Consider the following 25433-nt stretch of genomic DNA (forward strand, 5'->3'; position numbering starts at 1 on the left):
TTTATCAAATAAAATGAAAATATATATAAATTAGCTTTTATGTCAAACTTCTGACTATGAATATTCCAACAGTAAAAAATTTAAAAAGAGTCGTTATTATTGGTTCTGGATTCGCTGGATTACAAGTAGCAAAAAAATTAAGAAGAGATAAATTTCAAGTAATTCTTATAGATAAGAATAATTATCATACTTTTCAACCTTTATTATATCAAGTAGCTACAGCAGGTTTAGAACCAGATTCTATAGCACATTCTATTAGAAATATTATAAAAAAAACAAAAAATTTTTTCTTTAGATTAGCTATTGTTCATTATATTAATACAGAAAAACAAAAAATATATACAAATGTAGGATATTTATTTTATGATTATTTAATTATGGCTACAGGTTCTATAACAAATTATTTTGGTAATAAAAATATTGAAAATTTTGCTTTTCCTATGAAATCTATTCCAGAAGCTTTAGACTTGAGAAGTCTTATTCTACAAGATTTTGAATCTGCTTTATTAACAAAAGATTTTAAAGAAAGAAAAAGACTTATGACTTTTGTTATTGTAGGAGGAGGACCAACAGGAGTAGAATTAGCTGGTGCATTAGCTGAAATGAAAAAATATATATTACCTAATGATTATCCTGATTTAGATATTCAATATATGAATATTCATTTATTACAAGCTTCTAAAAGATTATTAGATGGGATGTCTGAAAAATCAGCAAAACAAGCTTATAATAATTTGAAAGAATTAGGTGTTATTATATGGTTAAATTGCTTAGTTAAAGATTATGATGGAAAAATAGTTTTTATAGAAAAAAATAAAGAAATAGAATCAGCTAATGTAATATGGGCTGCAGGAGTAAAAGGATCTATAATTAAAGGATTTTTAAAAGAAGATATTAAAAATAATAGAATTTTAGTAGATGATTATTTTAAAGTTAAAAAATATGAAAATATTTTTGCAATTGGGGATGTAGCATATATAAATACAAATAAATTATATCCTAATGGATATCCTATGACAGCTCAACCAGCTATACAACAAGGAAATTGGTTAGCTAAAAATTTCAATTATTTATCGGATCAAAAAATGATAAAACCATTTATTTATAAAAATTTAGGATCAATGGCTACTATAGGTAGAAATAAAGCTGTATGTGATTTTCCTTATTTCAAATTAAAAGGTTTTTTAGCTTGGATAGTTTGGATGTTCGTTCATTTGGTTAGTTTAGTTGGATTTAGAAATAGAGCAATAGCTTTAACAAATTGGATTATTCAATATTTTAATTATAATAAAAGTGTTCGTTTAATTATAAGACCTTTTCGTAGAAAAAAAAAATTATTTAAAAATTAATTGAGAAAGAATATTTTTTATTTTTTTTTCTGTTTCTATATATTCTTGATTTACATTACTATTAATAGTTATTCCACTACCAGCATATAAAATTATTTTTTTTTTATCTTCTTTAATTGTTGCACATCTTAAATTCAAATATAATTCCATATTTTTTTCATTTATTACTCCAATATATCCTGTATAAAAATTTCTTTTATATCCTTCATTTTCTTTAATAAAATCTAAAGATGTTTTTTTAGGAAATCCACATATGGAAGGAGTAGGATATAATTTATTTATTATTTCATAATAATCAGGTTCTTTAAAAAAAGAAAAAGAAATTGGAGTTTCTAAATGTTTTAAATTTCCTGTTTTTATAACTTTAGTTTTTTCTAAAAAAATATATCCATCATAAAATTTTAGAAAATTAACAATATATTTTATAACAATATGATGTTCTTCTATTTCTTTTTTTGTCCATTTATTTTCTCCCCAAGTAGTTCCTGCTAATGCTACGGTTTTTAATTTTTTTTTTTTACATTTTATCAATAGTTCTGGAGATGATCCTATCCAAAAACCATGATGAATATCATACCAAAGATAAACTAAAGCATTTGGATAATAAAGAATTAATCTTTGTAAAGTTTCTTTTAAATAAAATTTATGAAAATGAATTTTTATATATCTAGATAAAACTACTTTTTTAAAGTATCCTTTTTTTATATATTCTACTCCTTTTTCAATAAGTTTTTTATATTTATTAGAATAAGTTAAAAAAGAAGAATGTTTTTCCCAAAAATTTGGTATAAAATAATTTATATATGAATAATATTTTTGTATATCAGTATAATAAATTTTTTTTGGATATATTTTTATAGTAAAATTGTCATCAAAATCTTTTATTAAAAAAAATTTATTATTTACATAATTTTTATTATAATGAGAATAAAAAATAATTTTTTTTTCATAAGGTTTTTTAAAAAGAACAAAACTATTATGCATATAATAATTTTTTATGATTCTTTTATACAAAGAAAAAAGACTTATTTTTAACATATTTTATTTTTTAAAATAATATTAGTCATTTTACATAAACTAATAATTTTTTTTTCATTATAAACATTAACATGAATAAAATGAAGAGTTTTTCCTTTATGTAAAATTTTAGCCTTAGCAAAAAGTATTCCTTTTTTTATGCATTTAATGTGGTTTGCAGATATTTCAATATTAAATATATTATAATTACTCTTTTCAAGATTTATAAAAGATAAAGAACACCCAACACTTTCAGCTAAAGTAATAGAAGCTCCTCCATGTAAGTATCCAAAAGGTTGTAAAATATTTTTATTTATTGGCATTTTTGCTATTAAAGTTTCTATTTTTGGAGAAATAAAAATAAATTTAATTTTCATGGTATTTAAAAATGTATTTTTTCTTAAACTATTTAGTTTATTTAATACTTCTTTAATTTTTTTTTTCATAACATATATCCAATTAAAATTAAGAAAATAACTTAAAAATATTTATGTATATGTATAATAATACTAATAATAAAAAATATGAAGATTATATTCCTATAATAGGAAAAAAAAATAAAATTATAGGATTTGAAAAAAAAAAAAAAATTCATGAAAATGGATTATTACATAGTGCTGTTTCTATATTCATTTTTAATACAAAAAAGGATTTAATGTTACAAAAAAGATCTTCAAAAAAATATCATTCTTCTTTATTATGGACTAATACATGTTGTAGTCACCCTACAAAAAAAGAATCTCTATTAACTGCAGCTCATCGTTGTTTAAAACAAGAAATGGGATTTGATTGTTTTTTAACACAAAAATTTAGTTTTAATTATTATGAATCATTTAATAATGGGTTAATAGAAAATGAATTAGATCATGTTTTTGTAGGATTTTATGAAAAATCACCTATTATAAATTATAAAGAAGTTGATAATTGGAAATGGAGTTCATTAAAAAAATTAATAAAAAATATTCATATTTTTCCAAATTCTTATACTATATGGTTTAAAATAATATTAAAAAATTATTTAAATAAACTTATAATTAAATAAAAAATATTAATGAAAGTTACTATAAATAAAAAAGGACGTTTTAGTGCAGCTCATAGACTTTATAATTCTCATTGGGACTATAAAAAAAATATTGAAGTTTTTGGGAAATGTGCATATTTAAATTATCATGGACATAATTATGAATATATAGTAAGTATAACAGGAGAAATTAATTCAGAAACAGGATTTGTTTATAATTTACAAAAATTAAAAAATCTTCTTATTGAAGAAATAGAAGAACTTTTTGATCATAAAAATATTAATTTAGATATTAAGGAATTTGATTCTATAAATCCTACTTTAGAAAATATTGTTATTTTTATTTGGAATAAAATAAATAAAAAAATGCCTTATAATTTAGATTTGAAAATAACTTTATACGAAACGGAAAATAATTTTGTTGAATTTAATGGAAAATAATAGTTTGAAAAAAACAATTTTATATCAAAATCATATAAAATTAGGAGCAAAAATGGTTCCTTTTTCTGGTTTTTATATGCCTTTACAATATACTTCTTCTTTAAAAGAACATATGTCTGTTAGAGAATTAGCTGGTATTTTTGATGTTAGTCATATGGGAAAATTAATTTTAAAAGGAAAAGATTCTAAAAAATTAATTCAGTATTTAACAACAAATGATTTTTCTAAAATTAAAATAGGACAAGCACAATATACTTGTTTTATTAATGAAAAAGGAGGTATTATAGATGATTTAATTATTTATAAAATTTTAAATGAAAAATTATTATTAATAGTAAACGCTTCTAATATTGAAAAAAATAAAATATGGATTAATAATTATATAAAAAAAAATACGCTTAATGTAAAATTATTTGATTTATCTCAAAAATATTCTCTTTTATCTATTCAAGGACCATTATCTTTATTTTATCTTCAAAAATTGACAAATATTACGTTAGATAAAATCCCTTTTTATCATTTTAAAATAGGAGAACTATCAGGAATAAAAAAAATATTAATATCTTCTACAGGATATACTGGATCTAAAGGTATAGAAATTTATATTCCTAATAAATACACAGAAAAAATATGGAATGATATTTTAAAAATAAAAAAAATAATTCCTTGTGGAATTGCAAGTAGAAATTCATTAAGATTAGAAATGGGATATCGTTTATATGGAAAAGATATTTCTGAAGAAATTACTCCTATAGAAGCAGGATTATCTTGGATCATAAAATTTGAAAAAAATTTTATAGCAAGAAATATTTTAAAAGAACAAAAAAAAACTAAAAAATATAAAAAATTTATATCCTTTATTGTCAAAGAAAGAAGTAATATTCCTAGAGAAGGATATTCCTTGATAGATATTAACGATAATACTATAGGATATATTACTTCTGGTATTTTTTCTCCAGTATTAAAAAAGGGAATAGGTTTAGGTTATTTATATGATAAATATATGTATAAAAAAAAAGATCCTATTTTTTTTTCAGTAAAAAAAAAAAAGGTTCCTATTTCAATAGTAAAATTGCCATTTATTAAAAATTTTAATTAATTTTTTTTTGCAAAATATTTATTACATTAAAAAAAAATTTGAAATATATATTGAACATATAAAAAAAAATTTTTTATTTATTATTCCTATATTTATTACACAATTAGGAGTAATATCTATTGGTTTATCTGATAATATGATGATTGGTCTTTTAGGAAAAACAGCGTTAGCTTCAGTTTCATTAGCTAATGCTGTTTTTTTTATTGTAATTATTTTTGGTTTTGGTATTTCAACTGCTATTTCTTCTTTAATAGCATCTGCAAATGCTAAAAAAGAATATAAGGAAGGTGCTAATATTTTTTATCATGGATTAATTATTAATTTTTTTTTATCAATATTTATGTATGGTTGTATACATATTTTTTCTTATATTTTTCCTTATTTAGGTCAACCTAAAGAAATATTAAAAGAAACTATATCTTTTTTAAAAATAATAGCTATTTCTTTTATACCATGGATGATTTTTGAAATATTTAGAAAATTTTCTGAAGGATTATCTTTAGTTATTCCCATCCTTATTATAACTTGGTTTTCTGCTTTTGTCAATATAATATTGAATTATATATTTATTAAAGGACTTTATGGATTTAATAAATTAGGAATCCTTGGAATAGGATATGCTACTTTAATAGCTCGTACTATTATGTTAATAGGATTTTTTTTTATTATACATAAGTATAAAATAGTACGTAATTATTATAATCATTTAAAATATATTTTTTTACAAAAAAAATATTTTAATAAAATATTAAAAATAGGTATTCCTTCTGGATTACATATGTTATTTGAAATGAGTGCTTTTGCTATTTCTTCTTTTCTTTCAGGAAGATGTGGAATAAAAGTATTAGCAGCACATCAAATTGTTATTAGTTTAGTATCTTCTACTTTTATTCTTAATACAGCATTTTCTGTTGTAGCTACAATAAGAATAGGAAATGAATTTGCTTTAAAAAATTATTATAAATTAAGGATAATAGCAAAATCTATTTTTTTTATGGGAATTTTTTTTATGTTAATATGTAGTTTTTTATTTATTTTTTTTAGAAAAAATATTCCTTATATATATATAAAAAATGATTATGAAGTAATTCACATTGCGGAAAATATGATTTTTATAGCTGGTATTTTTCAATTATCTGATGGATTACAAAGTATAATTACTGGATTCTTGAGAGGATTACAAGATGTAAAAATACCTATGTTAATTAGTTTTTTTTCTTATTGGATTGTAGCTCTTCCTACAGCTTGGTTTTTATCTATTAATATAGGAGGAGAAGGAGTATGGATAGGTTTAGGCATAGGTCTTACTATATCAACTCTTTTACTTTTTATAAGATATGAAATTATAACTAAAAGGCTTATAAAAAGCCAATTTTTTATTAAAAATTAAATATTTATATTTGTCCATAACATGCAAAAAAAATAAAAATTTGCATTTTTATTTATGAAAACATTTAAAGATTATTTTAATAATGATATTATTAAAGGTTTAGAAGCTATAGGATTTAAATATCCAACTCCTGTACAAAAAAAAGTTATTCCTTTTTTACTTTCTTCAGAAAGAGATGTTATCGCTTTAGCTCAAACAGGAACTGGAAAAACAGCTGCTTTTGGACTTCCTATTATTCAAAAAATTAATATTAAGTTAAATACACCTCAAGCTTTAATATTATGTCCTACAAGAGAACTTTGTATACAAATAACACGTGATCTTTCTCGTTTTTCTAAATTTTTATCATCTATTAAAATAGTTTCTCTATATGGTGGAGCAAATATAGATACTCAAATTAAATCTTTATATCAAAAAACTCATATTATAGTTGGAACACCAGGAAGAATTATTGATTTAATAAAAAGAAAAAAATTAAACTTTTTTGAAATTCAATATTTAGTACTTGATGAAGCAGATGAAATGTTAAATATGGGATTTAAAGAAGAATTAGATTATATTATATCTAAATTACCAAAAAAAAGACAAAGTTTACTTTTTTCAGCAACTATGTCTAAATATATGAATGTAATAGCGCATGCTTATTTAATAAATCCTATTGAAATAACTACAGGTAAAAAAAATATTGGATCTGATGATGTAAAACATATATATTATATAATAAGAAATTTAAGTAAAAAATATTTAGTACTTAAAAGAATTGTAGATATAAATCCTGAAATATATGGAATTGTATTTTGTAGTACTAAAAAAGAAACTAAAGAAATAGCTGAATTTTTAATAAAAGATGGATATAATGCTGATGCATTACATGGAGATTTATCACAAACACAACGTGAATCTGTTATGAATAGATTTAGAAATAAAAATTTACAATTTCTTGTAGCTACTGATGTAGCTGCTCGTGGATTAGATGTTAATAATATTACACATGTTATCAACTATAGTATTCCAAAAGAAAGTGAAATTTACGTTCATAGAAGTGGACGTACTGGAAGAGCTGGAAATTTTGGAATTTCTGTATGTATTATTCATATTAGAGAAACAAAAAATTTAAAAGAATTTGAAAAAAAAATTGGAAAAAATTTTGAACGTTTTATGGTTCCTACTGGAAAAGAGATATGTGAAAAAAAACTTATCTATTTTATAGATAAAGTAAAAAAAACAATTGTAGATGAAGATTTTATAAAAAAATTTATTCCTGAAATACAAAAAAAATTAGAAATTTTTGACAAAAAAGAATTAATAAAACGTTTTTCTTGGATAGAATTTAATCGTTTTTTTAATTATTATAAAAATTCTAAAGATTTAAATTCTATTATTACTTATAATTTTAATAAAAAATTTAAAAAAAAAACTTTTATAAAATCAAAAAAATTAAAAAAAGAATCTTTTTCTAAACTTTTTTTAAACATAGGATCTAAAGATAAACTAACTAAAATAGGTTTAATAAATTTAATAAATCAGGCAGTTAATAATTCTCATATTAATATTGGACATATAGAAATTTTATCAAATTCTTCATTATTTGAAGTAGAAAAACGTTTTAGAAATAAAATATTGATAGGTATGAGCAGAATTAACCACTTTGGAAGACCTCTTTCTATAGAAATAAAAAATTAACTATGGCTGGAAATACTTTTGGTAAATTATTTAGAGTGAGCACTTTTGGAGAAAGTCATGGAGTAGCTATGGGAGGAGTAATAGATGGATGTCCATCAGGTATAAAATTAGATTTTAAAGAAATTCAATATGAATTAAATCGTAGAAAACCTGGACAATCATCTATAGTAACTCAAAGAAATGAACCAGATAAAGTAGATTTTTTATCTGGAATTTTTGAAAATAAAACTACAGGAACACCTATTGGATTTATTATTTATAACAAAGATCATAAATCTGATGATTATAAACATATACAAGAAATATATCGCCCTTCTCATTCAGATTTTACTTATGAAAATAAATATGGAATAAGAGATTATAGAGGTGGAGGTCGATCTTCTGCTAGAGAAACAATATGTAGAGTAGTAGCAGGATCTATAGCTAAACAATTAATAAAAAATATTACAATTACATCTTATGTATCTTCTGTGGGTGATATATCAGTAAATAAATCTTATAAAGATTTAGATTTATCTAAAAATTCTATAGAAAAAAGTATTATAAGATGTCCTGATCCAGAAATTTCAGAAAAAATGATATATAAAATTAATAAAATAAAAAATAAAGGTGATACTATAGGTGGAACTATTACTTGTGTAATTAAAAATGTTCCAATAGGAATTGGAGAACCTGTATTTAATAAATTACATGCAGAATTAGGAAAAGCTATGTTATCAATTAATGCAGTAAAAGGATTTGAATATGGAAGTGGTTTTTTAGGTACAAAATTAACTGGTTCTCAACATAATGATTTATTTTATTCAAATGGAAAAACAGAAACAAATTTTTCTGGAGGAATACAAGGAGGAATATCAAACGGTATGGATATTTATTTTAAAATAGCTTTTAAACCAGTTGCTACAATAATGAAAAAACAAAAAACTATAGATAAACATGGGAATGTTATTTTTATGGAAGGAAAAGGGAGACACGATCCTTGTGTTTTACCTCGTGCAATTCCTATTGTAGAATCAATGACTGCTTTAGTTTTAGTAAATTATTGTATGTACAAAAAATTATCTAAATATTCTTCTTTTTGAAAAAAAAATTTTTAGTTTTTATATTAGGACCAACTTGTGTAGGAAAAACTTCTATTTCCTTATTTTTAGCTAAAAAATTAAAAACAGAAATTTTATCTTGTGATTCTAGACAATTCTATAAAGAATTAAAAATAGGAACATCAATGCCTACTAAAAAAGAACTTAATAATATTACACATCATTTTATAGGACATTTAAGTATTCATGACAATTATAATGCAAAATTATTTGAAATAGATTGTTTAAAAAAAATTTCAAAATTATTTGAAAAATATACTATTTTAATTATAGTAGGAGGATCTGGATTATACGAAAAAGCAATAACAGAAGGATTATCTGATATTCCTAAAATTAATTTAAATATTAGAAATAATTTAATTTTTAATTTTAAAAAAAATGGTATTTATTTTTTACAAAAAGAATTTTTAAAAAAAAAAAATAAAGAAGATATAATAGATATACAAAATCCAAAACGTTTAATTCGATACTTAGAAATAATTGAATCTACAGGACATTCTCCTTCTTTTTTTTTTAAAAAAAAAAAAAATAAAAGAAACTTTACAATTTTAAAAATTGGATTAATTATGTGTAGGGATAATATTTATTTTAGAATAAATTCTAGAGTAGAAAATATGATAAATAAAGGATTATTTGAAGAAGCAAAACTATATTATGATTACAAATATTTGAATAGTTTACAAACTATAGGATATAATGAAATTTATAATTTTTTTTCTAAAAAAGAAAACTCTATAAATAAAACTATAGAAAAAATAAAAATAAATACTAGAAATTATGCAAAAAGACAAATAACATGGTATAAAAAAGATAAAAAAATAAAATGGTTTAATCCAAATGAAAAAGATAAAATATTAAATTTTTTATTAAAAAAAATGGGCAATACTGGATTTGAACCAGTGACCTCCTGCTTGTAAAACAGATGCTCTAAACCAGTCTGAGCTAATTGCCCAAAAAATTATTCAAATATAAATAAAAAATTAATATAATAATAAAACTTCAGATACAACAAAAGTACTCCCACTTATTAAAATTAAGTCTTTTTTATAAGCTTTTTTTTTAGCGGTAAAAAAAGCTTTTTTTACTGTATTATAAAAACTTATTTTTTCTTTATCTTGTAAAACATTATATACTAATTTTTTTAAATCATTAATAGAAAATTTTCTATCTATATTAGGTTGACAAAAATAATAAAAAGATTTAATAGGAAAATATTCTAATATTTTATCTACTTTTTTTTCTTTTACAAAACCCAAAACTAAATGTAATCTTTCATATGATTCTTTTTTTAATTGATTATTTACCATTAATATGCCTTCCTCATTATGAGCTATATCACAAATTATTTTTGGATAATATTGTAAAATTTGCCATCTACCTCTAAAATTAGTATTTTTTATTACATTTTTTAATCCTTTTTTTATAGATTTATTAGATATAATAAAATTTTTTCTATCATGTAAAATTTTTATAGTTTTTAAAACTATATTTTTATTTAAATTTTGATAATCAGCTTCAAAAGGAATTTGATATTTTAAATTTTTTTTTTCTTCTGTAAAAAAATAGATTGGAGCATTTTTTTTAAAGGATTCTTTTAAAAAAATAAGTTGTATATTTTTTGACATTTTACTTCCTATTATTACTGATACATTTTTTTTTATTATTCCAGCTTTTTCAAAAGCTATTTCTAATTTATTCTTACCAAGAATTTCTGTATGATCCATGCTAATATTAGTAATTATAGATATTTCTGGAATAATAATATTAGTAGAATCTAATCTTCCTCCTAAACCTACTTCAATAATAGCTATATCAATTTTCTTATATTTAAAATATTGAAAAGCTAAAATAGTATTCATTTCAAAAAAAGAAATTTGTTCTTTTTCTATAAATTTTTTATTATTTTTAATAAAATCTATAATAAAATCTTTTTCTATTAATATATTATTACAAGTTATTCTTTCTCTAAAATCTAATAAATGAGGAGAAGTAAATAAACCAATTTTATATTTTTCTTCTTGTAAAATAGAAGATAACATATGAACAGTAGATCCTTTTCCATTTGTTCCTCCTACATGAATACTTTTAAAATAATTTTGAGGATTTCCTAAATAGGAACAAAAATTTTGTATTCTTTTTAAACCTGGTTTATAGGATCTTAAACCATTTTTTTGATAGATTGGAAGACGCTTAAAAATCCATTTAATAATTTCTGAATAATTCAAAATTATGTTCATTAAAATAACATAACAAAAATATATTTTTTTCAAAAAATTAATTATATTAGTATCATAATTTATAATTTTTTAAAATAGAATCACATTTACATTTTATTGATAAAATCATAAAAAAAGATATAAAAAATGGATTTCCTTTGGAAAGGATTAGATTTCGTTTTCCTCCTGAACCAAATGGATATCTTCATATTGGACACATTAAAGCTATATGTCTTAATTTTGAATTGGGTAGAAAATATAAGTCTCCAGTTAATTTAAGATTTGATGATACTAATCCTGTTGTAGAAAATAAAAATTTTATAGAATCTATTAAAAAAGATATTATTTTTTTGGGTTTCAAATGGGATAAAGAAAGTTATGCTTCAGATTATTTTACAAAACTTTACGAATGGGCTATTAAATTAATTAAAGATAATAAAGCTTATGTAGATGATCAATCTCAAAATATTATTAAATTTCAAAGAAAAAATCCTTTTGAAATTGGAATTAATAGTATCTATAGAAATAGATCAATAGATGAAAATCTAGATCTTTTTGATAAAATGAAAAATGGATTTTTTAAAGAAGGATCATGTGTTTTAAGAGCTAAAATTAATATGGAATCATCAAACATGAATATGAGAGATCCAATTATGTATAGAATATTACAAAAAAAACATCATAAAACTGGATATCAATGGTGTATTTATCCTACTTATGATTGGACTCATGGGCAATGTGATTATATTGAACAAATATCTCATTCATTATGTTCATTAGAATTTGAAAATAGAAAACCATTATACAATTGGTATATAAACCAAATATATGATGAAAAAAAAATTAAACCAAAACAAATAGAATTTTCAAGACTAAATATCAGTCATACTATAACTAGTAAAAGAAAAATTAAATATTTAATAGAAAAAAAAATAATACAATCTTGGGATGATCCACGTATTTTAACAATATCTGGATTACGACATAAAGGTTATACGCCAATTTCATTAATAAATTTTGTTCATAATATAGGAATTTCAAAAAGAAATAATATTATTGATATATCTCTTTTAGAATTTTGTATTAGAGTACATTTAAATAAAATAGCAACTAGAGTAATGGTAGTCCTAGATCCAATTAAGTTAATTATAGATAATTATCCTGAAAATACTACTGAATGGATAAAAGCTGAAAAAAATCCAGAAAGTACTACTATTGAATTTAGAAAAGTTCCTTTTTCAAAATATTTATTTATTGAAAAAAATGATTTTTTAGAAAAAGAACAAGAAAATTTTTTTCGTCTTTGTATTGGTAAAGAAGTAAGATTAAAAAATGCTTATATTATAAAAGCTAATTATATAAAAAAAAATTTTGATGGAAAAATAACAGAAATATATTGCTCTTATGATCAAAAAAGCAAATCTGGTAAAAAAGAAAAAAATAAGGAAAAAGGAAGAGTAAAAAGTACTTTACATTGGGTTTCTATAAAACATTCTTTACCTATAAAAATTAATTTATATAATACTCTTTTTTTAAAAAAAAATCCTAATATTGATTTTAAAAAAAATATAAATAAAAAATCAATAGATAAAATTATGGGATATGCAGAACCATTTTTGAAAAAAGCTAAAAAAGGAGATCATTATCAATTCCAAAGAATTGGTTATTTTTATGTAGAAAAGGATAAAAAAAATAAAATTTTTTTTAATAAAACAGTATCTATAAAAAATAAATGGGAAAAAAAAATAAAAAAATTATAAATAAAATTTATTCTAATATTTCTGCAGAAATACTTTCATATTCTCTTAATCCAGTTCCAGCAGGAATTTTATGTCCTACAATAACATTTTCTTTTAATCCATATAAATAATCAGTTTTACTACTTATAGCCGCTTCACTTAAAACTTTTGTTGTTTCCTGAAATGAAGCTGCAGATATAAAAGATTTAGTTTGTAAAGCTGCTCTAGTTATACCCTGCAATATAGGTCTAGCAGTAGCAGCTATAGCATTTCTAGTTTTTATTAATTTTTTATTTTTATATTTTAATACAGCATTTTCATTTATAAAATCTCTATAAGAAATAATATCTCCATTTTTAAAAATATCTGAATCTCCATTATCTTCTACTACTCTCATTTGAGATATTCTATCATTTTCTTCTATAAAATCATCTTTATACTCAATACTTCCTTCTAAAAATTTAGAATCTCCAATATCTATTACTTCTACTTTTCTCATCATTTGTAAAACAATAACTTCAAAATGTTTATCATTAATTTTAACTCCTTGTAAACGATATACTTCCTGTATCTCTTTTATTAAATATTCTTGAACAGCTCGAGGTCCTCTTATATTTAAAATATCATTAGGAGTAACTGCTCCATCTGATAATGGCATTCCTGCTTTTACATAATCATTTTCTTGAACAAGTATTTGATTAGATAATTTTACAAGATATTTTCTAATTTCACCTGTTTTAGATTCTACAATAATTTCTCTATTTCCTCTTTTTATTTTACCATGAGTAACTATTCCGTCCATTTCCGATACTACAGCTGGATTAGAAGGATTACGTGCTTCAAATAATTCAGATAAACGAGGTAATCCTCCTGTAATATCTCCAGATTTAGCTGATCTTCTAGGTACTTTTACTAATATTTTACCTATATCAATTGTTTCTTCATCTTCTACCATTAAATGAGCTCCAACTGGTAAATTATATATTTTTAATTCTTTATTATCTTCATCAAGAATCTTTAATGTTGGAATTAAATTTTTATTTCTTACTTCTGTGATAACTTTTTCTTGAAAACCTGTTTGTTCATCTATTTCTATTTGAAAGGTAACCCCTTGTTCTAAATGTTCATAAGATATTTTTCCAGAAAATTCAGCAATGATTACTGCATTATATAAATCCCATTTACAAATTAAATCTCCTTTTTTTAATTTATCTCCATGTTTAACATATAAAGTAGCTCCATAAGGAATATTATTCATCATTAAAATAGATGATTTTTTTTCATTAAAAAATTTCATTTCTGTAGAACGAGAAACAACAATTCCTACTTTTCCAGAATTTTTTTTTACTAATTTTAAATCTTCAAATTCTACAATACCATTATATTTAGTTCTTATTTGAGAGGATTCTGTAATATTACCTGCTGTTCCTCCAACATGAAACGTACGTAAAGTTAATTGAGTTCCAGGTTCACCAATAGATTGTGCAGCTATAACTCCTACTGCTTCTCCTTTTTGCACTATTTCTCCTGTAGATAAATTACGTCCATAACATTTAGAACAAATACCCATTTTTGCTTCACATGTAAGAGGAGATCTTACTTCTATTATTTCTATTCCAGATTTTTCAATAATGTTTGCTATTATTTCATTAATCATTTCTCTAGAATTTACTATTAATTCATTAGTTTTTGGATGAAAAATATCATTTAAAGAAACACGACCTAAAATTCTATCAAATAAAGTTTCTACTATTTCTTCATTTTTTTTCAACGCAGATATTTCTAATCCACGTAATGTATTACAATCTTCTATTTTTATAATAACATCTTGTGCAGCATCAACTAAACGTCTTGTAAGATATCCTGCATCTGCTGTTTTTAATGCTGTATCTGCTAATCCTTTTCTAGCTCCATGAGTAGATATAAAATATTCTAAAATAGATAATCCTTCTCTAAAATTAGATAATATTGGATTCTCAATAATTTCTCCTCCAGAAGATCCAGCTTTTTTAGGTTTAGCCATTAAACCTCGCATTCCAGAAAGTTGACGTATTTGTTCTTTAGATCCTCTAGCTCCAGAATCTAACATCATATATACAGGATTAAAACCTTGTCTATCTTCACGCATATATTTCATTACTTTTTCTGTAAGCATAGTATTTGTATTTGTCCAAATATCAATTACTTGATTATAACGTTCATTATTCGTTATTAATCCCATATTGTAATTTATTTTTACGTCATCTACCTGTTTAATAGCATGGTTCACCATATATTTTTTATTATCAGGTATAATAATATCTCCTAAACCAAAAGAAAGTCCTCCTTTAAATGCATTATAAAAACCTAATTCTTTAATATCATCTAAAAAATTAGAAGCAGTAGGAACATCCGTTAAATATAGAATTTTACCTATAATTTCTCTTAATGATTTTTTAGTAAGAGATTCATTAATAAATCCTACTTTTTCAGGAACAACTTGATTAAATAATACTCTACCTACGGTAGTTTCTATTAATTTAGATAAAAATTTATTTTCTTCACGAATATTCACTTTAACTTTAATTAAAGCATGTAAATCTACTATTTTTTGATTATAGGCTATTTCTACTTCTTCTGGAGAATAAAAAATTAAACCTTCACCTTTTACATTTCTACTGGAATCAGATAATAAAGGTTTAGTCATATAATACAATCCTAATACCATATCTTGAGAAGGTACTGTAATAGGAGATCCATTCGCAGGATTTAAAATATTTTGAGAAGCTAACATCAAAAGTTGAGCTTCTAAAATAGCTCCATCAGATAATGGTAAATGTACAGCCATTTGATCTCCATCGAAATCTGCATTAAAAGCAGAACAAACTAAAGGATGTAATTGAATAGCTTTTCCTTCTATTAATTTAGGTTGAAAAGCTTGAATTCCTAATCTATGCAAAGTAGGAGCTCTATTCAATAATACAGGATGTCCTTTTAAAACATTTTCTAAAATATCCCATATCATAGGCTCTCTTTTATCAATAATTCTTTTAGAAGATTTTACTGTTTTTACTATGCCTCTTTCAATTAACTTTCTAATAATAAAAGGTTTATAAAGTTCCGCAGCCATATCTTTAGGAATTCCACACTCATGTAATTTTAAATGTGGTCCAACTACAATAACAGATCTAGCAGAATAATCTACTCTTTTTCCTAGAAGATTTTGTCTAAAACGTCCTTGTTTCCCTTTTAAAATATCAGATAAAGATTTTAAAGGTCGATTAGCTTCTGATTTTACTGCAGATACCTTTCTTGAATTATCAAATAAAGAATCTACTGCCTCTTGCAACATTCTTTTTTCATTACGAAGAATAACTTCAGGAGCTTTAATTTCTATAAGTCTTTTTAAACGATTATTTCTTATAAGTACACGACGATATAAATCTGTCATATCAGAAGCAGCATAACGTCCTCCGTCTAAAGGTACTAAAGGACGTAATTCTGGAGGTATTACAGATAATACATGAATAATCATCCAAGATGGATCTCCTCCATTTTTTTTACCTTCTATAAAAGATTCTACTACTTGCAAACGTTTTAAAGCTTCTGTACGTCTTTGTTTAGAAGTTTCATTATGAGCTTGATTCCTTAATTCTATAGATAAAGTATCTAAATTTATACGATTCAATAAATTTTCTATGCATTCTGCTCCCATTTTAGCAATAAATTTATTTGGATCTGAATCTTCTAAATGTTGATTACCTTTTGGTAAAGAATTTAAAATAGATAAATATTCTTCTTCATTTAAAAAATCTCCTTTTTGATAAGGAGATCCATCTGAATGAAAAGCATTTCCTCCTTGTATAACAACATATCTTTCATAATAAATAATCATTTCAAGTTTTTTGGAGGGTAATCCTAACAAATATCCTACTTTATTAGGAGATGATCTAAAACACCAAATATGAACAACAGGAACGACAAGACTAATATGTCCCATACGTTCTCTTCTAACTTTTTTTTCAGTAACTTCGACTCCACATCTATCACAAACGATTCCTTTATAACGGATTCTTTTATATTTACCACAAGCACATTCATAATCTTTTACAGGACCAAAAATTCTTTCACAAAAAAGACCATCTCTTTCTGGTTTATGTGTACGATAATTTATTGTTTCCGGTTTTAATACTTCTCCATGAGATTCTTTTAATATTACTTCTGGAGAAGCTAATCTAATAGTAATTTTACTGAATTTATTGTTTTTATTTTTATTCATTTTTCCTAAAAACTCATTATAGAAAATTCATTTTTCTAAATTAATATCTAATCCCAATCCTTTTAATTCATAACAAAGAACATTAAATGATTCAGGATTATTAGGTTCAGGCATAGGATCTCCTTTTACTATAGCTTCATAAGTTCTTGCTCTTCCTGTTACATCATCTGATTTAACAGTTAACATCTCTCGTAAAATATTAGATGCTCCAAATGCCTCTAAAGCCCAAACTTCCATTTCTCCAAAACGTTGTCCTCCAAATTGAGCTTTACCTCCTAAAGGTTGTTGAGTAATTAAAGAATAAGGTCCTATTGAACGAGCATGCATTTTATCATCTACCATATGACCTAATTTTAACATATATATTACTCCTACAGTAGCTGGTTGATCAAATCTTTCTCCTGTACCTCCATCAAATAAATAAGTAGTTCCAAAACGTGGAATTTTTGCTTTATTTGTATATTCAGAAATTTTTTCTATACTTGCTCCATCAAATATAGGTGTAGAAAATTTAACATTTAATTTAGAACCAGCCCAACCTAAAACTGTCTCATATATTTGACCTATATTCATTCTAGATGGAACTCCCAATGGATTTAAAACAATATCAACAGGACTTCCATCTTCTAAAAATGGCATATCTTCTACTCTAAGAATACGAGCTACTACTCCTTTATTTCCATGTCTTCCAGCCATTTTATCACCTACTTTTAATTTTCTTTTTTTAGCAATATATACTTTTGCCATTTTTACAATACCAGATGGTAATTCATCTCCTACTGTAATAGTAAATTTTTTGTGTTTTAAAATACTATTTAAATCATTTATTGCTATTTTATAATTATGTAAAATTTCTGATACTAAATTATTTATATCACTATTATTAGTCCAATTATTAGTAGAATCAATAACCATGTAATCCGATATACTATCAAGTATTTTCATATTGAATTTGATTCCTTTTTCTATTATTTTTTGTTTTTTTTCATTAAAAATAGGACTATCACAAATTTTATCATTTAATATAGAGTGTAATTTTTTTAAAAGAATATTTCTAATATGAGAAAATTTTTTTTTATATTCTTTTTCTAAATGTTCTATTTTTATTTTATCCTGAATTCTAGATTTTTTATCTTTTATACTTCTAGTAAAAAGTTTTGTATCTATTACTACTCCAAATAAAGAAGGTTCAGCTCTTAAAGATGCATCTTTAACGTTTCCAGCTTTATCTCCAAAAATAGCTCGTAATAATTTTTCTTCTGGTGTTGGATCTGATTCTCCTTTTGGTGTTATTTTTCCGATAAGAATATCACCAGGTTTAACTTCAGCACCAATTCTAACAATTCCATTTTCATCTAAATCTTTAGTAGCTTCTTCACTAACATTAGGAATGTCATTAGTTAATTCTTCCATTCCCAATTTTGTATCACGTACATCTAAAGAATATTCATCTATATGAATAGAAGTAAACCAATCTTCACTTACTACTCTTTCAGAAATTAAAACAGCATCTTCAAAATTATATCCATTACAAGGAATAAATGCTGCTTTTAAATTTCTTCCTAAAGCCAATTCTCCATTTTCTGTGGCATATCCATCACATAATATTTGTCCTTTAGTAACTCTCATACCTTTTTTTACAATCGGTTTTAAGGAAATACATGTATTTTGATTTGTTTTTCTAAATTTAATAAGATTATAACTTCTTACAGAAGTTTCATTAAAACTTACTAAGTTTTCTTTATCTGTTCTATCATAATGAATTATTATTTTTGTAGCATCTACATATTTTACTATACCATCTTTTTCTGCATTAATTAAAATTCTAGAATCTATTGCTATCTGTTTTTCTAATCCTGTACCAACTATAGGTGATTCAGGTTTTAATAATGGAACAGCTTGACGCATCATATTAGAACCCATAAGAGCTCTATTAGCATCATCATGCTCTAAAAATGGAATTAAAGAAGCAGATATAGAAGCTATTTGATTAGGAGCTACATCTATATAATTTACTTGATTTGCTTTTACTATAGGAAAATCACCATCTTCACGAGCTATAATTCTATTATATAAAAATTTTCCATATTTATCAATTGCATTTGCTTGTGCTATAATCTTTCCTTCTTCTTCTTCTGCACTTAAATATTTTACTTGATATTTTTCAACTTTACCTTTATTTACTAATTTATAAGGAGTTTCAACAAATCCCATTTTATTTATTTTAGCAAATACAGAAAGAGAAGATATTAATCCTATATTAGGTCCCTCTGGAGTTTCTATTGGACATAATCTTCCATAATGAGAATAATTAACATCTCTTACTTCAAAACCGGCTCTTTCTCTAGATAATCCACCAGGTCCTAAAGCAGAAAGTCTTCTTTTATGAGTTATCTCAGACAAAGGATTTGTTTGATCCATAAATTGAGATAATTGATTAGTTCCAAAAAAAGTATTTATTACAGATGATAAAGTTTTAGCGTTAATAAGATCTACAGGCATAAAAACTTCATTATCTCTAACATTCATTCTTTCTCTTATTGTTCTAGACATTCTAGCTAATCCAATACTAAATTGAGTATAAAGTTGTTCTCCTACAGTTCTTACGCGTCTGTTAGATAAATGATCAATATCATCTACTTCTCTTTTAGAATTAAATAAAGCATTTAAATGTTCTACTATAGCAATAATATCTTCTTTAGTTAAAACTAAAGAATTTGAATCAATACTTAATCCTAAACGTTTATTTAAACGATATCTTCCTACAGGACCTAAACTATATCTAGTATCAGAAAAAAATAATTTATCTATTACACTTCTAGCTGTTTCCTCATCTGGAGGTTCCGTATTTCTTAATTGTCTATAAATATATTCTACTGCTTCTTTTTCAGAATTAGTAGGATCCTTATGTAAAGTATTATAAATAATAGAGTAATCTTTTTTTTTACCTCCTTCTTTATGCAATAAAATAGTTTGAATTTCATGTTGATTAATAATATCTATATGTTCTTTTTTTAAAGAAATATCTCTATCTATAAGTATTTCATTTTTTTCTATAGATACTACTTCTCCTGTATCTTCATCTACAAAATCTTCATGCCATATTTTTAATATCCTAGCAGCTAAAGTCCTATTTAAAATATTATTTGTATTAAATTCCGTTATTTTTATTTCTTCTGCTAAATCAAATATTTCCAATATATCTTTATCTCTTTCATATCCTATAGCACGTAATAAAGTAGTCATTGGTAATTTTTTTTTCCTATCAATATAAGCATACATAACATTATTAATATCTGTAGCAAATTCTATCCATGATCCCTTAAATGGAATAATTCTAGCAGAATAAAGTTTAGTACCATTAGCATGATTAGATTGACCAAAAAATACTCCAGGAGAACGATGTAATTGAGAAACAATAACTCTTTCTGAACCATTAAAAATGAAAGAACCAGAAGGAGTCATATAAGGACATGTTCCTAAATACACATCTTGATATACAGTTTCAAAATCTTCATGTTCTGGATCAGTACAATATAATTTTAATTTAGCCTTCAAAGGAACACTATAAGTTAACCCTCTTTCTAGACATTCTTCTATTGAATATCTAGGAGAATCTATAGAATAACCTTTAAATTCTAAAACAAAAGAATTTCTTGCATCAGAAATTGGAAAATTTTCTGTAAAAGCTTTAAATAATCCTTCATTTTTTATATTTTCTGGTTTTGTATCTAATTGAAAAAATTCTTTAAATGATTTTATTTGAATATCCAAAAAATCAGGATACTCTACTTGTTTTGCAACTGAAGCAAAAGTAATTCTTTCTGATATTTTTTCCGTATTCACCAATTTTAATTTAATCGATATATTTTTATTCTATTTCAATTATAGCGCCTATTCCTTCAAATTTATTTTTTAAATCTTCTGCTTCTTTTTTATTTACAGAATCTTTAATTAAACTAGGAATATTATCTACTAAATCTTTAGACTCTCTAAGTCCTTTTCCAGTTATTTCTTTAACTAATTTTACAACAGATAATTTAGAGTTTCCAGAAGATTTAAGAATTATATTAAAAACAGTTTTTTCTTCTTTTTTAGATATTTCTTCTTTACTTTTAGAAGTATTTTCTAATTTTACTGAATTATATGGTTCTATTCCATATTCTTTTTTTAGAATAGTAGCTAATTCATTAACTTGTTTTACAGTTAAATTAACTAATTGTTCTGCTATCTTTTCTATCATTTTATTATTTTTTATTAGTTAGTAATGCAACATCTCTATTTAGATATGTTTATCTTATTTTGTGAAGATAAAGCATTTAATATTCCGTATATATTTGATAAAGATAAAATAATATGTATCATTGGAAATTGAAGCGTATATAAAATATTTGCAATAATATCTTCTTTAGATTTGATGTTAATAATTAAATCTAAACTTTCATTACCAAAATAGAAAGATTTTTGAATGTAAGCTCCTTTTAAATAAGGTTTATCTATTTTTTCTTGAATATGAAAATTTTTTATAATTTTTGAAGCTATGTTTTCTTTCATTTTATTAGAAAATAAAATAGTAGTATTTCCATTTAGAATAGAAAAAAAAGAATAAAATTTATCATTTTTTTCCATAGCTTTTCTTAATAAAGTGTTTTTTACCACTTTCATTTGAATATTTTGTTCATGAAAATTTTTTCTAAGAACAGATATTTGATTACAATTTAAATTGGATATATCAATTAAATATATTGTTTCAATATTAGATAATAAGGAAACTAATTCCAACAATTCTTTTTTTTTGTTTTTTTTATTCATTTGTTCACAAAAATTTTTGAATCTAATGGAATACTATTACTCATTGTAGTAGATAAATAAATACTTTTTATATAAGTTCCTTTAGAACTAGAAGGTTTATTGTGTACAATTTTTTTCATAAATACCTTTATATTATCTAATAAATGTTGATGAAAAAATGAAACTCTTCCTATTGAAGCATGAATAATACCATAACGATCTGTTTTAAAAAAAATTTTTCCAGATTTAATTTCTTTTATAGATTTTGCTGGATCTATAGAAACCGTATCCATTTTAGGATTTGGCATTAATCCTTTTGGTCCTAATATTTTTGCAATACTACCTAACTGATTCATAATAGAAGGCATAGCTATAATAATATCGATATGATTTTTCCATCCAGATTTAATTTTTTCAATATAATGTAATCCCACATAATCTGCTCCAGCTTCTTTAACTTCTAACTCTTTATCCTTAGTTACCAAAGCTAAAACATAAACTTTTTTACCTATTCCATGAGGTAATTGTACTGTTCCCCTAACTATTTGGTTTGGAACACGAACATCTACACCAAGATGTACACAAATATCAACTGAGGCATCAAATTTAACGAAATTTATTTCTTTAATAAGAACTGTAGCTTCTTCTAAAGAATATTTTTTTTTAGAGATTTTCTCTATAATTTTTTTTCTATTTTTAGTTAATTTATTTGACATGTAAAAATAAAATGAATAAACTTTTTAAGTATCGATAATTTCTATACCCATAGATTTTGCAGTACCAGAAACCATAGATACAGCAGATTTCATTGAAAAACAATTTAAATCCTTTATTTTATTTTTTGCTATTTTTTTAATTTCATCAAAATTTATTTTTCCAATTTTTGACCTATTAGGCTCTTTAGAACCTTTTTCTTTTTTTATTATATTCAACAATTGAATAGAAACAGGAGGTTTTTTTATTAAAAAGGAAAATGATTTATCTTCATAAATAGTTATAATAACAGGACATATTTCACCTTTTTTTTCTTGAGTACGATAATTATATTGTTTACAAAATTCCATGATATTTACTCCAGAACTTCCTAAAATTGGACCAATAGGTGGAGCTGGACTAGCTTTACCTCCATTTATTTTTTGAATTTTTATTTTTTTTATTATTTTTTTATTTTTTTCTACCATGATTTAATTTTAAATTTTTTCTATTTGTGTAAAATTTAATTCTAATGGAGTTTTTCTACCAAAAATTAAAACAGCTAATTCTAATTTTCTTTTTTCTTCGTTAATTTTTTCAATTGTTCCATTAAATCCATTAAAAGGACCGTCTATAACTTTAATTGTTTCTCCTACAATGAAAGGTAGGTTAATATTTTCATAACTTTCAGAAAGTTTATCTATGTAACCTAACATTTTATTAACTTCTTCTTTTCTCATAGGAATAGGTATGGCAGAATTTCCTTTTCCTTCACTTAAAAAATTAATAACACCAGGAACATTTTTAATAGCATGAATAGCTTCTCCTTCTAAATTAGCTTCAATCATAACATATCCAGGATAATGAACTTTTTCTCTATAAATTTTTTTACCTTTTCTCATCTGTATAACTTTTTCAATAGGTACTAATACTTTTCCTATATATTCTTGAAATCCATTATCTCTAATTTCATTCTCAATATATAATTTTACTTTATTTTCTTGTCCACTAATGGTTTTTATTACATACCATTTTCTATACAAATCACTCATTAATTTTTAATTTATAAAGAAAATAATTTTTTAATTAAAAAAATAAAAAAACAATCCACTCCATATAAAAGTATGGACAAAAATATAGAGAAAAAAGATACCAACATTGTTGTTTCTTGTAAATCTTCCCATTTTGTCCATGTAATGCAATGAAAAAATTCATTATAAATTTCCAAAAAAAAATTATTTATCATAATTATTAATTTACAATTTTTGTATAAAAATATTATACACGGATGGTAAGAATCGAACTTACGACCTTCGGTTTTGGAGACCGATGCTCTACCTAACTGAGCTACATCCGTTTAAAAAATATTAATCCATAATATGAATAACTTGCCCTGCTCCTACAGTTTTTCCTCCTTCACGAATGGCAAAACGTAAATTTTCACTCAGTGCAATAGGTTGATGTAATTCTACTTCCATAGAGATATTATCTCCTGGCATAACCATTTCTACTCCTTTTGGTAAATGAATTTCTCCAGTTACATCTGTTGTTCTTAAATAAAATTGAGGACGATATTTATTATGAAAAGGAGTATGTCTACCTCCTTCTTCTTTTGTTAAAATATATACTTCTGCTTTAAATTTTTTATAGGGATTTATAGATCCTGGTTTTCCTATTACCATACCTCTTTTAATATCTTTTTTTTCAATACCACGTAACAATAGTCCTACATTATCCCCTGCCTGACCTTTATCTAAAATTTTTCTAAACATTTCTACACCTGTTACTGTAGAAGATAATTTTTTTTCCCCCATTCCTATAATATCTACTAAATCTCCTGTATTAACAATACCACTTTCTATACGACCTGTTGCTACTGTTCCTCTTCCTGTTATAGTAAATACATCTTCTACAGGCATTAAAAATTCTTTGTCTATTTCACGAACTGGTTCAGGAATATAATTATCTAATATATTCATTAAATCTTTAATTTTTTCTATCCATTTTTTATCTCCATTTAAAGCTCCTAAAGCTGATCCTTGTATTATAGGGATATTTTCTCCATCATATTCATATTTTGAAAGTAGTTCTCGTATTTCCATTTCTACTAATTCTAATAATTCTGTATCATCTACTTGATCTACTTTATTCATAAATACTACCATTTTAGGAACTCCTACTTGACGTGCTAATAATATGTGTTCTCTAGTTTGAGGCATAGGTCCATCTGTTGCGGCTACAACTAAAATTGCTCCATCCATTTGAGCTGCTCCTGTTATCATATTCTTCACATAATCTGCATGTCCAGGACAATCTACATGAGCATAATGACGTTTTACAGTTTCATATTCTACATGAGATGTATTAATAGTAATTCCTCTAGCTTTTTCCTCTGGAGCATTATCTATAGCATCAAAACTTTTTTCCTCTGCCAATCCTATTTCTGCTAAAACTTTTGTAATAGCAGCGGTTAAAGTAGTTTTACCATGATCAACATGACCTGTAGTTCCTATATTTAAATGTGGTTTGTCTCGTTTAAATTTTTCTTTTGCCATAATAATTATTAAAATATTTCAAAGATAACATCGGTAATTAATTAAACCTATAACCTTATCAAGGAAGAGCTCTATCACTGA

The 25433-nt window shown here is 23.8% G+C and carries 21 protein-coding genes and 2 tRNA genes; 9 read left to right on the forward strand and 14 right to left on the reverse strand.

Translation table 11 applies throughout. The features are described from left to right. The first annotated feature begins 56 nt into the window (after positions 1–56). Positions 57–1349 carry an NAD(P)/FAD-dependent oxidoreductase gene (locus H0H36_RS02215; RefSeq protein ID WP_185869469.1) on the forward strand — a complete coding sequence of 431 codons (1293 nt, stop codon included), beginning with the start codon at positions 57–59 and terminating at the stop codon, positions 1347–1349. Here the strand turns inward: H0H36_RS02215 and H0H36_RS02220 are convergent. Both H0H36_RS02220 and H0H36_RS02225 read right to left on the reverse strand, forming a co-directional pair. After that, complete coding sequence (locus H0H36_RS02220; RefSeq protein WP_185869470.1) at positions 1335–2387, reverse strand: chorismate-binding protein; 1053 nt, start codon at positions 2385–2387, stop codon at positions 1335–1337. The genes H0H36_RS02215 and H0H36_RS02220 overlap by 15 nt on opposite strands. After that, positions 2381–2812 (reverse strand): PaaI family thioesterase, encoded by a 432-nt coding sequence (locus H0H36_RS02225; protein WP_185869471.1) that lies wholly within the window; start codon positions 2810–2812, stop codon positions 2381–2383. Before H0H36_RS02225 ends, H0H36_RS02220 begins: the two co-directional genes overlap by 7 nt. Before the next feature lie 50 nt (positions 2813–2862). On the opposite strand from H0H36_RS02225, the gene H0H36_RS02230 reads away from it, so the two are divergent. From H0H36_RS02230 to miaA, 7 genes are read left to right on the forward strand one after another with little or no spacing between them, the layout of a single operon-like run. Further along, positions 2863–3408: an isopentenyl-diphosphate Delta-isomerase gene (locus H0H36_RS02230; protein WP_185869472.1), complete on the forward strand. Its 546-nt coding sequence runs from the start codon at positions 2863–2865 to the stop codon at positions 3406–3408. Between the two features lie 9 nt (positions 3409–3417). Next, positions 3418–3828, forward strand: coding sequence for a 6-pyruvoyl trahydropterin synthase family protein (locus H0H36_RS02235; protein WP_185869473.1), 411 nt, complete (start codon positions 3418–3420; stop codon positions 3826–3828). Further along, complete coding sequence (gene gcvT, locus H0H36_RS02240) at positions 3818–4927, forward strand: glycine cleavage system aminomethyltransferase GcvT (protein ID WP_185869474.1); 1110 nt, start codon at positions 3818–3820, stop codon at positions 4925–4927. Before H0H36_RS02235 ends, gcvT begins: the two co-directional genes overlap by 11 nt. Positions 4928–4934: 7 nt before the next feature. Beyond that, positions 4935–6317 carry an MATE family efflux transporter gene (locus H0H36_RS02245; protein WP_317167150.1) on the forward strand — a complete coding sequence of 461 codons (1383 nt, stop codon included), beginning with the start codon at positions 4935–4937 and terminating at the stop codon, positions 6315–6317. A 54-nt stretch (positions 6318–6371) separates the two neighbouring features. Beyond that, positions 6372–8000, forward strand: a complete 1629-nt coding sequence (locus tag H0H36_RS02250; protein WP_185869475.1) for a DEAD/DEAH box helicase — start codon at positions 6372–6374, stop codon at positions 7998–8000. A 2-nt stretch (positions 8001–8002) separates the two neighbouring features. Beyond that, on the forward strand, positions 8003–9082 hold the full coding sequence (gene aroC / locus H0H36_RS02255; protein WP_185869476.1) for a chorismate synthase: 1080 nt from the start codon (positions 8003–8005) through the stop codon (positions 9080–9082). Next, complete coding sequence (gene miaA / locus H0H36_RS02260; RefSeq protein WP_185869913.1) at positions 9079–10017, forward strand: tRNA (adenosine(37)-N6)-dimethylallyltransferase MiaA; 939 nt, start codon at positions 9079–9081, stop codon at positions 10015–10017. Before aroC ends, miaA begins: the two co-directional genes overlap by 4 nt. Here the strand turns inward: miaA and H0H36_RS02265 are convergent. Both H0H36_RS02265 and H0H36_RS02270 read right to left on the reverse strand, forming a co-directional pair. After that, positions 9977–10052 (reverse strand) — tRNA-Val (locus tag H0H36_RS02265). The two genes, miaA and H0H36_RS02265, sit on opposite strands and share 41 nt — an antisense overlap. 28 nt (positions 10053–10080) lie before the next feature. Continuing rightward, complete coding sequence (locus tag H0H36_RS02270) at positions 10081–11325, reverse strand: bifunctional folylpolyglutamate synthase/dihydrofolate synthase (RefSeq protein ID WP_185869477.1); 1245 nt, start codon at positions 11323–11325, stop codon at positions 10081–10083. Between the two features lie 149 nt (positions 11326–11474). Between H0H36_RS02270 and glnS the strand changes: the two genes are divergently transcribed. After that, a complete protein-coding gene (gene glnS, locus H0H36_RS02275; protein ID WP_238786192.1) occupies positions 11475–13076 on the forward strand; it encodes a glutamine--tRNA ligase in 1602 nt (533 codons plus the stop codon). A gap of 7 nt (positions 13077–13083) precedes the next feature. Here the strand turns inward: glnS and rpoC are convergent, their stop codons facing one another. The 10 genes from rpoC to tuf form a co-directional block, all read right to left on the reverse strand. Further along, entirely contained in the window at positions 13084–17313 is a 4230-nt protein-coding gene (rpoC, locus tag H0H36_RS02280; protein WP_185869478.1) for a DNA-directed RNA polymerase subunit beta', read from the reverse strand. Between the two features lie 27 nt (positions 17314–17340). Continuing rightward, complete coding sequence (gene rpoB, locus H0H36_RS02285) at positions 17341–21159, reverse strand: DNA-directed RNA polymerase subunit beta (protein WP_185869479.1); 3819 nt, start codon at positions 21157–21159, stop codon at positions 17341–17343. A gap of 25 nt (positions 21160–21184) precedes the next feature. Beyond that, positions 21185–21556, reverse strand: a complete 372-nt coding sequence (gene rplL / locus H0H36_RS02290) for a 50S ribosomal protein L7/L12 (protein WP_185869480.1) — start codon at positions 21554–21556, stop codon at positions 21185–21187. Positions 21557–21591: 35 nt separating this feature from the next. Continuing rightward, entirely contained in the window at positions 21592–22125 is a 534-nt protein-coding gene (rplJ, locus tag H0H36_RS02295) for a 50S ribosomal protein L10 (RefSeq protein WP_185869481.1), read from the reverse strand. Then, positions 22122–22820, reverse strand: a complete 699-nt coding sequence (rplA, locus tag H0H36_RS02300; RefSeq protein WP_185869482.1) for a 50S ribosomal protein L1 — start codon at positions 22818–22820, stop codon at positions 22122–22124. Before rplA ends, rplJ begins: the two co-directional genes overlap by 4 nt. Positions 22821–22844: 24 nt before the next feature. Further along, positions 22845–23285 carry a 50S ribosomal protein L11 gene (rplK, locus tag H0H36_RS02305; RefSeq protein WP_185869483.1) on the reverse strand — a complete coding sequence of 147 codons (441 nt, stop codon included), beginning with the start codon at positions 23283–23285 and terminating at the stop codon, positions 22845–22847. Positions 23286–23294: 9 nt separating this feature from the next. Next, complete coding sequence (gene nusG / locus H0H36_RS02310; RefSeq protein WP_185869484.1) at positions 23295–23849, reverse strand: transcription termination/antitermination protein NusG; 555 nt, start codon at positions 23847–23849, stop codon at positions 23295–23297. 11 nt (positions 23850–23860) lie between these two features. Further along, entirely contained in the window at positions 23861–24043 is a 183-nt protein-coding gene (locus tag H0H36_RS02315; RefSeq protein ID WP_185869485.1) for a preprotein translocase subunit SecE, read from the reverse strand. Between the two features lie 37 nt (positions 24044–24080). Further along, positions 24081–24154: transfer RNA gene (locus H0H36_RS02320), tRNA-Trp, on the reverse strand. Between the two features lie 10 nt (positions 24155–24164). Then, positions 24165–25352 (reverse strand): elongation factor Tu, encoded by a 1188-nt coding sequence (tuf, locus tag H0H36_RS02325; RefSeq protein WP_185869486.1) that lies wholly within the window; start codon positions 25350–25352, stop codon positions 24165–24167. Positions 25353–25433 lie beyond the last annotated feature (81 nt).

It is taken from the genome of Blattabacterium cuenoti (assembly GCF_014252395.1).
In the GTDB taxonomy this organism is placed as follows: Bacteria; Bacteroidota; Bacteroidia; order Flavobacteriales; family Blattabacteriaceae; genus Blattabacterium; species Blattabacterium cuenoti_AA.

What these genes read in the sequence shown, in the direction of transcription:
- rplL (WP_185869480.1), bottom strand. Translation starts at nt 21,556, where the DNA reads ATGATAGAAAAGATAGCAGAACAATTAGTTAATTTAACTGTAAAACAA.
- H0H36_RS02230 (WP_185869472.1), top strand. Translation starts at nt 2,863, where the DNA reads ATGTATAATAATACTAATAATAAAAAATATGAAGATTATATTCCTATA.
- gcvT (WP_185869474.1), top strand. Translation starts at nt 3,818, where the DNA reads ATGGAAAATAATAGTTTGAAAAAAACAATTTTATATCAAAATCATATA.
- tuf (WP_185869486.1), bottom strand. Translation starts at nt 25,352, where the DNA reads ATGGCAAAAGAAAAATTTAAACGAGACAAACCACATTTAAATATAGGA.
- H0H36_RS02215 (WP_185869469.1), top strand. Translation starts at nt 57, where the DNA reads ATGAATATTCCAACAGTAAAAAATTTAAAAAGAGTCGTTATTATTGGT.
- H0H36_RS02235 (WP_185869473.1), top strand. Translation starts at nt 3,418, where the DNA reads ATGAAAGTTACTATAAATAAAAAAGGACGTTTTAGTGCAGCTCATAGA.
- H0H36_RS02250 (WP_185869475.1), top strand. Translation starts at nt 6,372, where the DNA reads ATGAAAACATTTAAAGATTATTTTAATAATGATATTATTAAAGGTTTA.
- rplK (WP_185869483.1), bottom strand. Translation starts at nt 23,285, where the DNA reads ATGGTAGAAAAAAATAAAAAAATAATAAAAAAAATAAAAATTCAAAAA.
- rplA (WP_185869482.1), bottom strand. Translation starts at nt 22,820, where the DNA reads ATGTCAAATAAATTAACTAAAAATAGAAAAAAAATTATAGAGAAAATC.
- H0H36_RS02220 (WP_185869470.1), bottom strand. Translation starts at nt 2,387, where the DNA reads ATGTTAAAAATAAGTCTTTTTTCTTTGTATAAAAGAATCATAAAAAAT.
- nusG (WP_185869484.1), bottom strand. Translation starts at nt 23,849, where the DNA reads ATGAGTGATTTGTATAGAAAATGGTATGTAATAAAAACCATTAGTGGA.
- rpoC (WP_185869478.1), bottom strand. Translation starts at nt 17,313, where the DNA reads ATGAATAAAAATAAAAACAATAAATTCAGTAAAATTACTATTAGATTA.
- rplJ (WP_185869481.1), bottom strand. Translation starts at nt 22,125, where the DNA reads ATGAATAAAAAAAACAAAAAAAAAGAATTGTTGGAATTAGTTTCCTTA.
- aroC (WP_185869476.1), top strand. Translation starts at nt 8,003, where the DNA reads ATGGCTGGAAATACTTTTGGTAAATTATTTAGAGTGAGCACTTTTGGA.
- H0H36_RS02315 (WP_185869485.1), bottom strand. Translation starts at nt 24,043, where the DNA reads ATGATAAATAATTTTTTTTTGGAAATTTATAATGAATTTTTTCATTGC.
- H0H36_RS02225 (WP_185869471.1), bottom strand. Translation starts at nt 2,812, where the DNA reads ATGAAAAAAAAAATTAAAGAAGTATTAAATAAACTAAATAGTTTAAGA.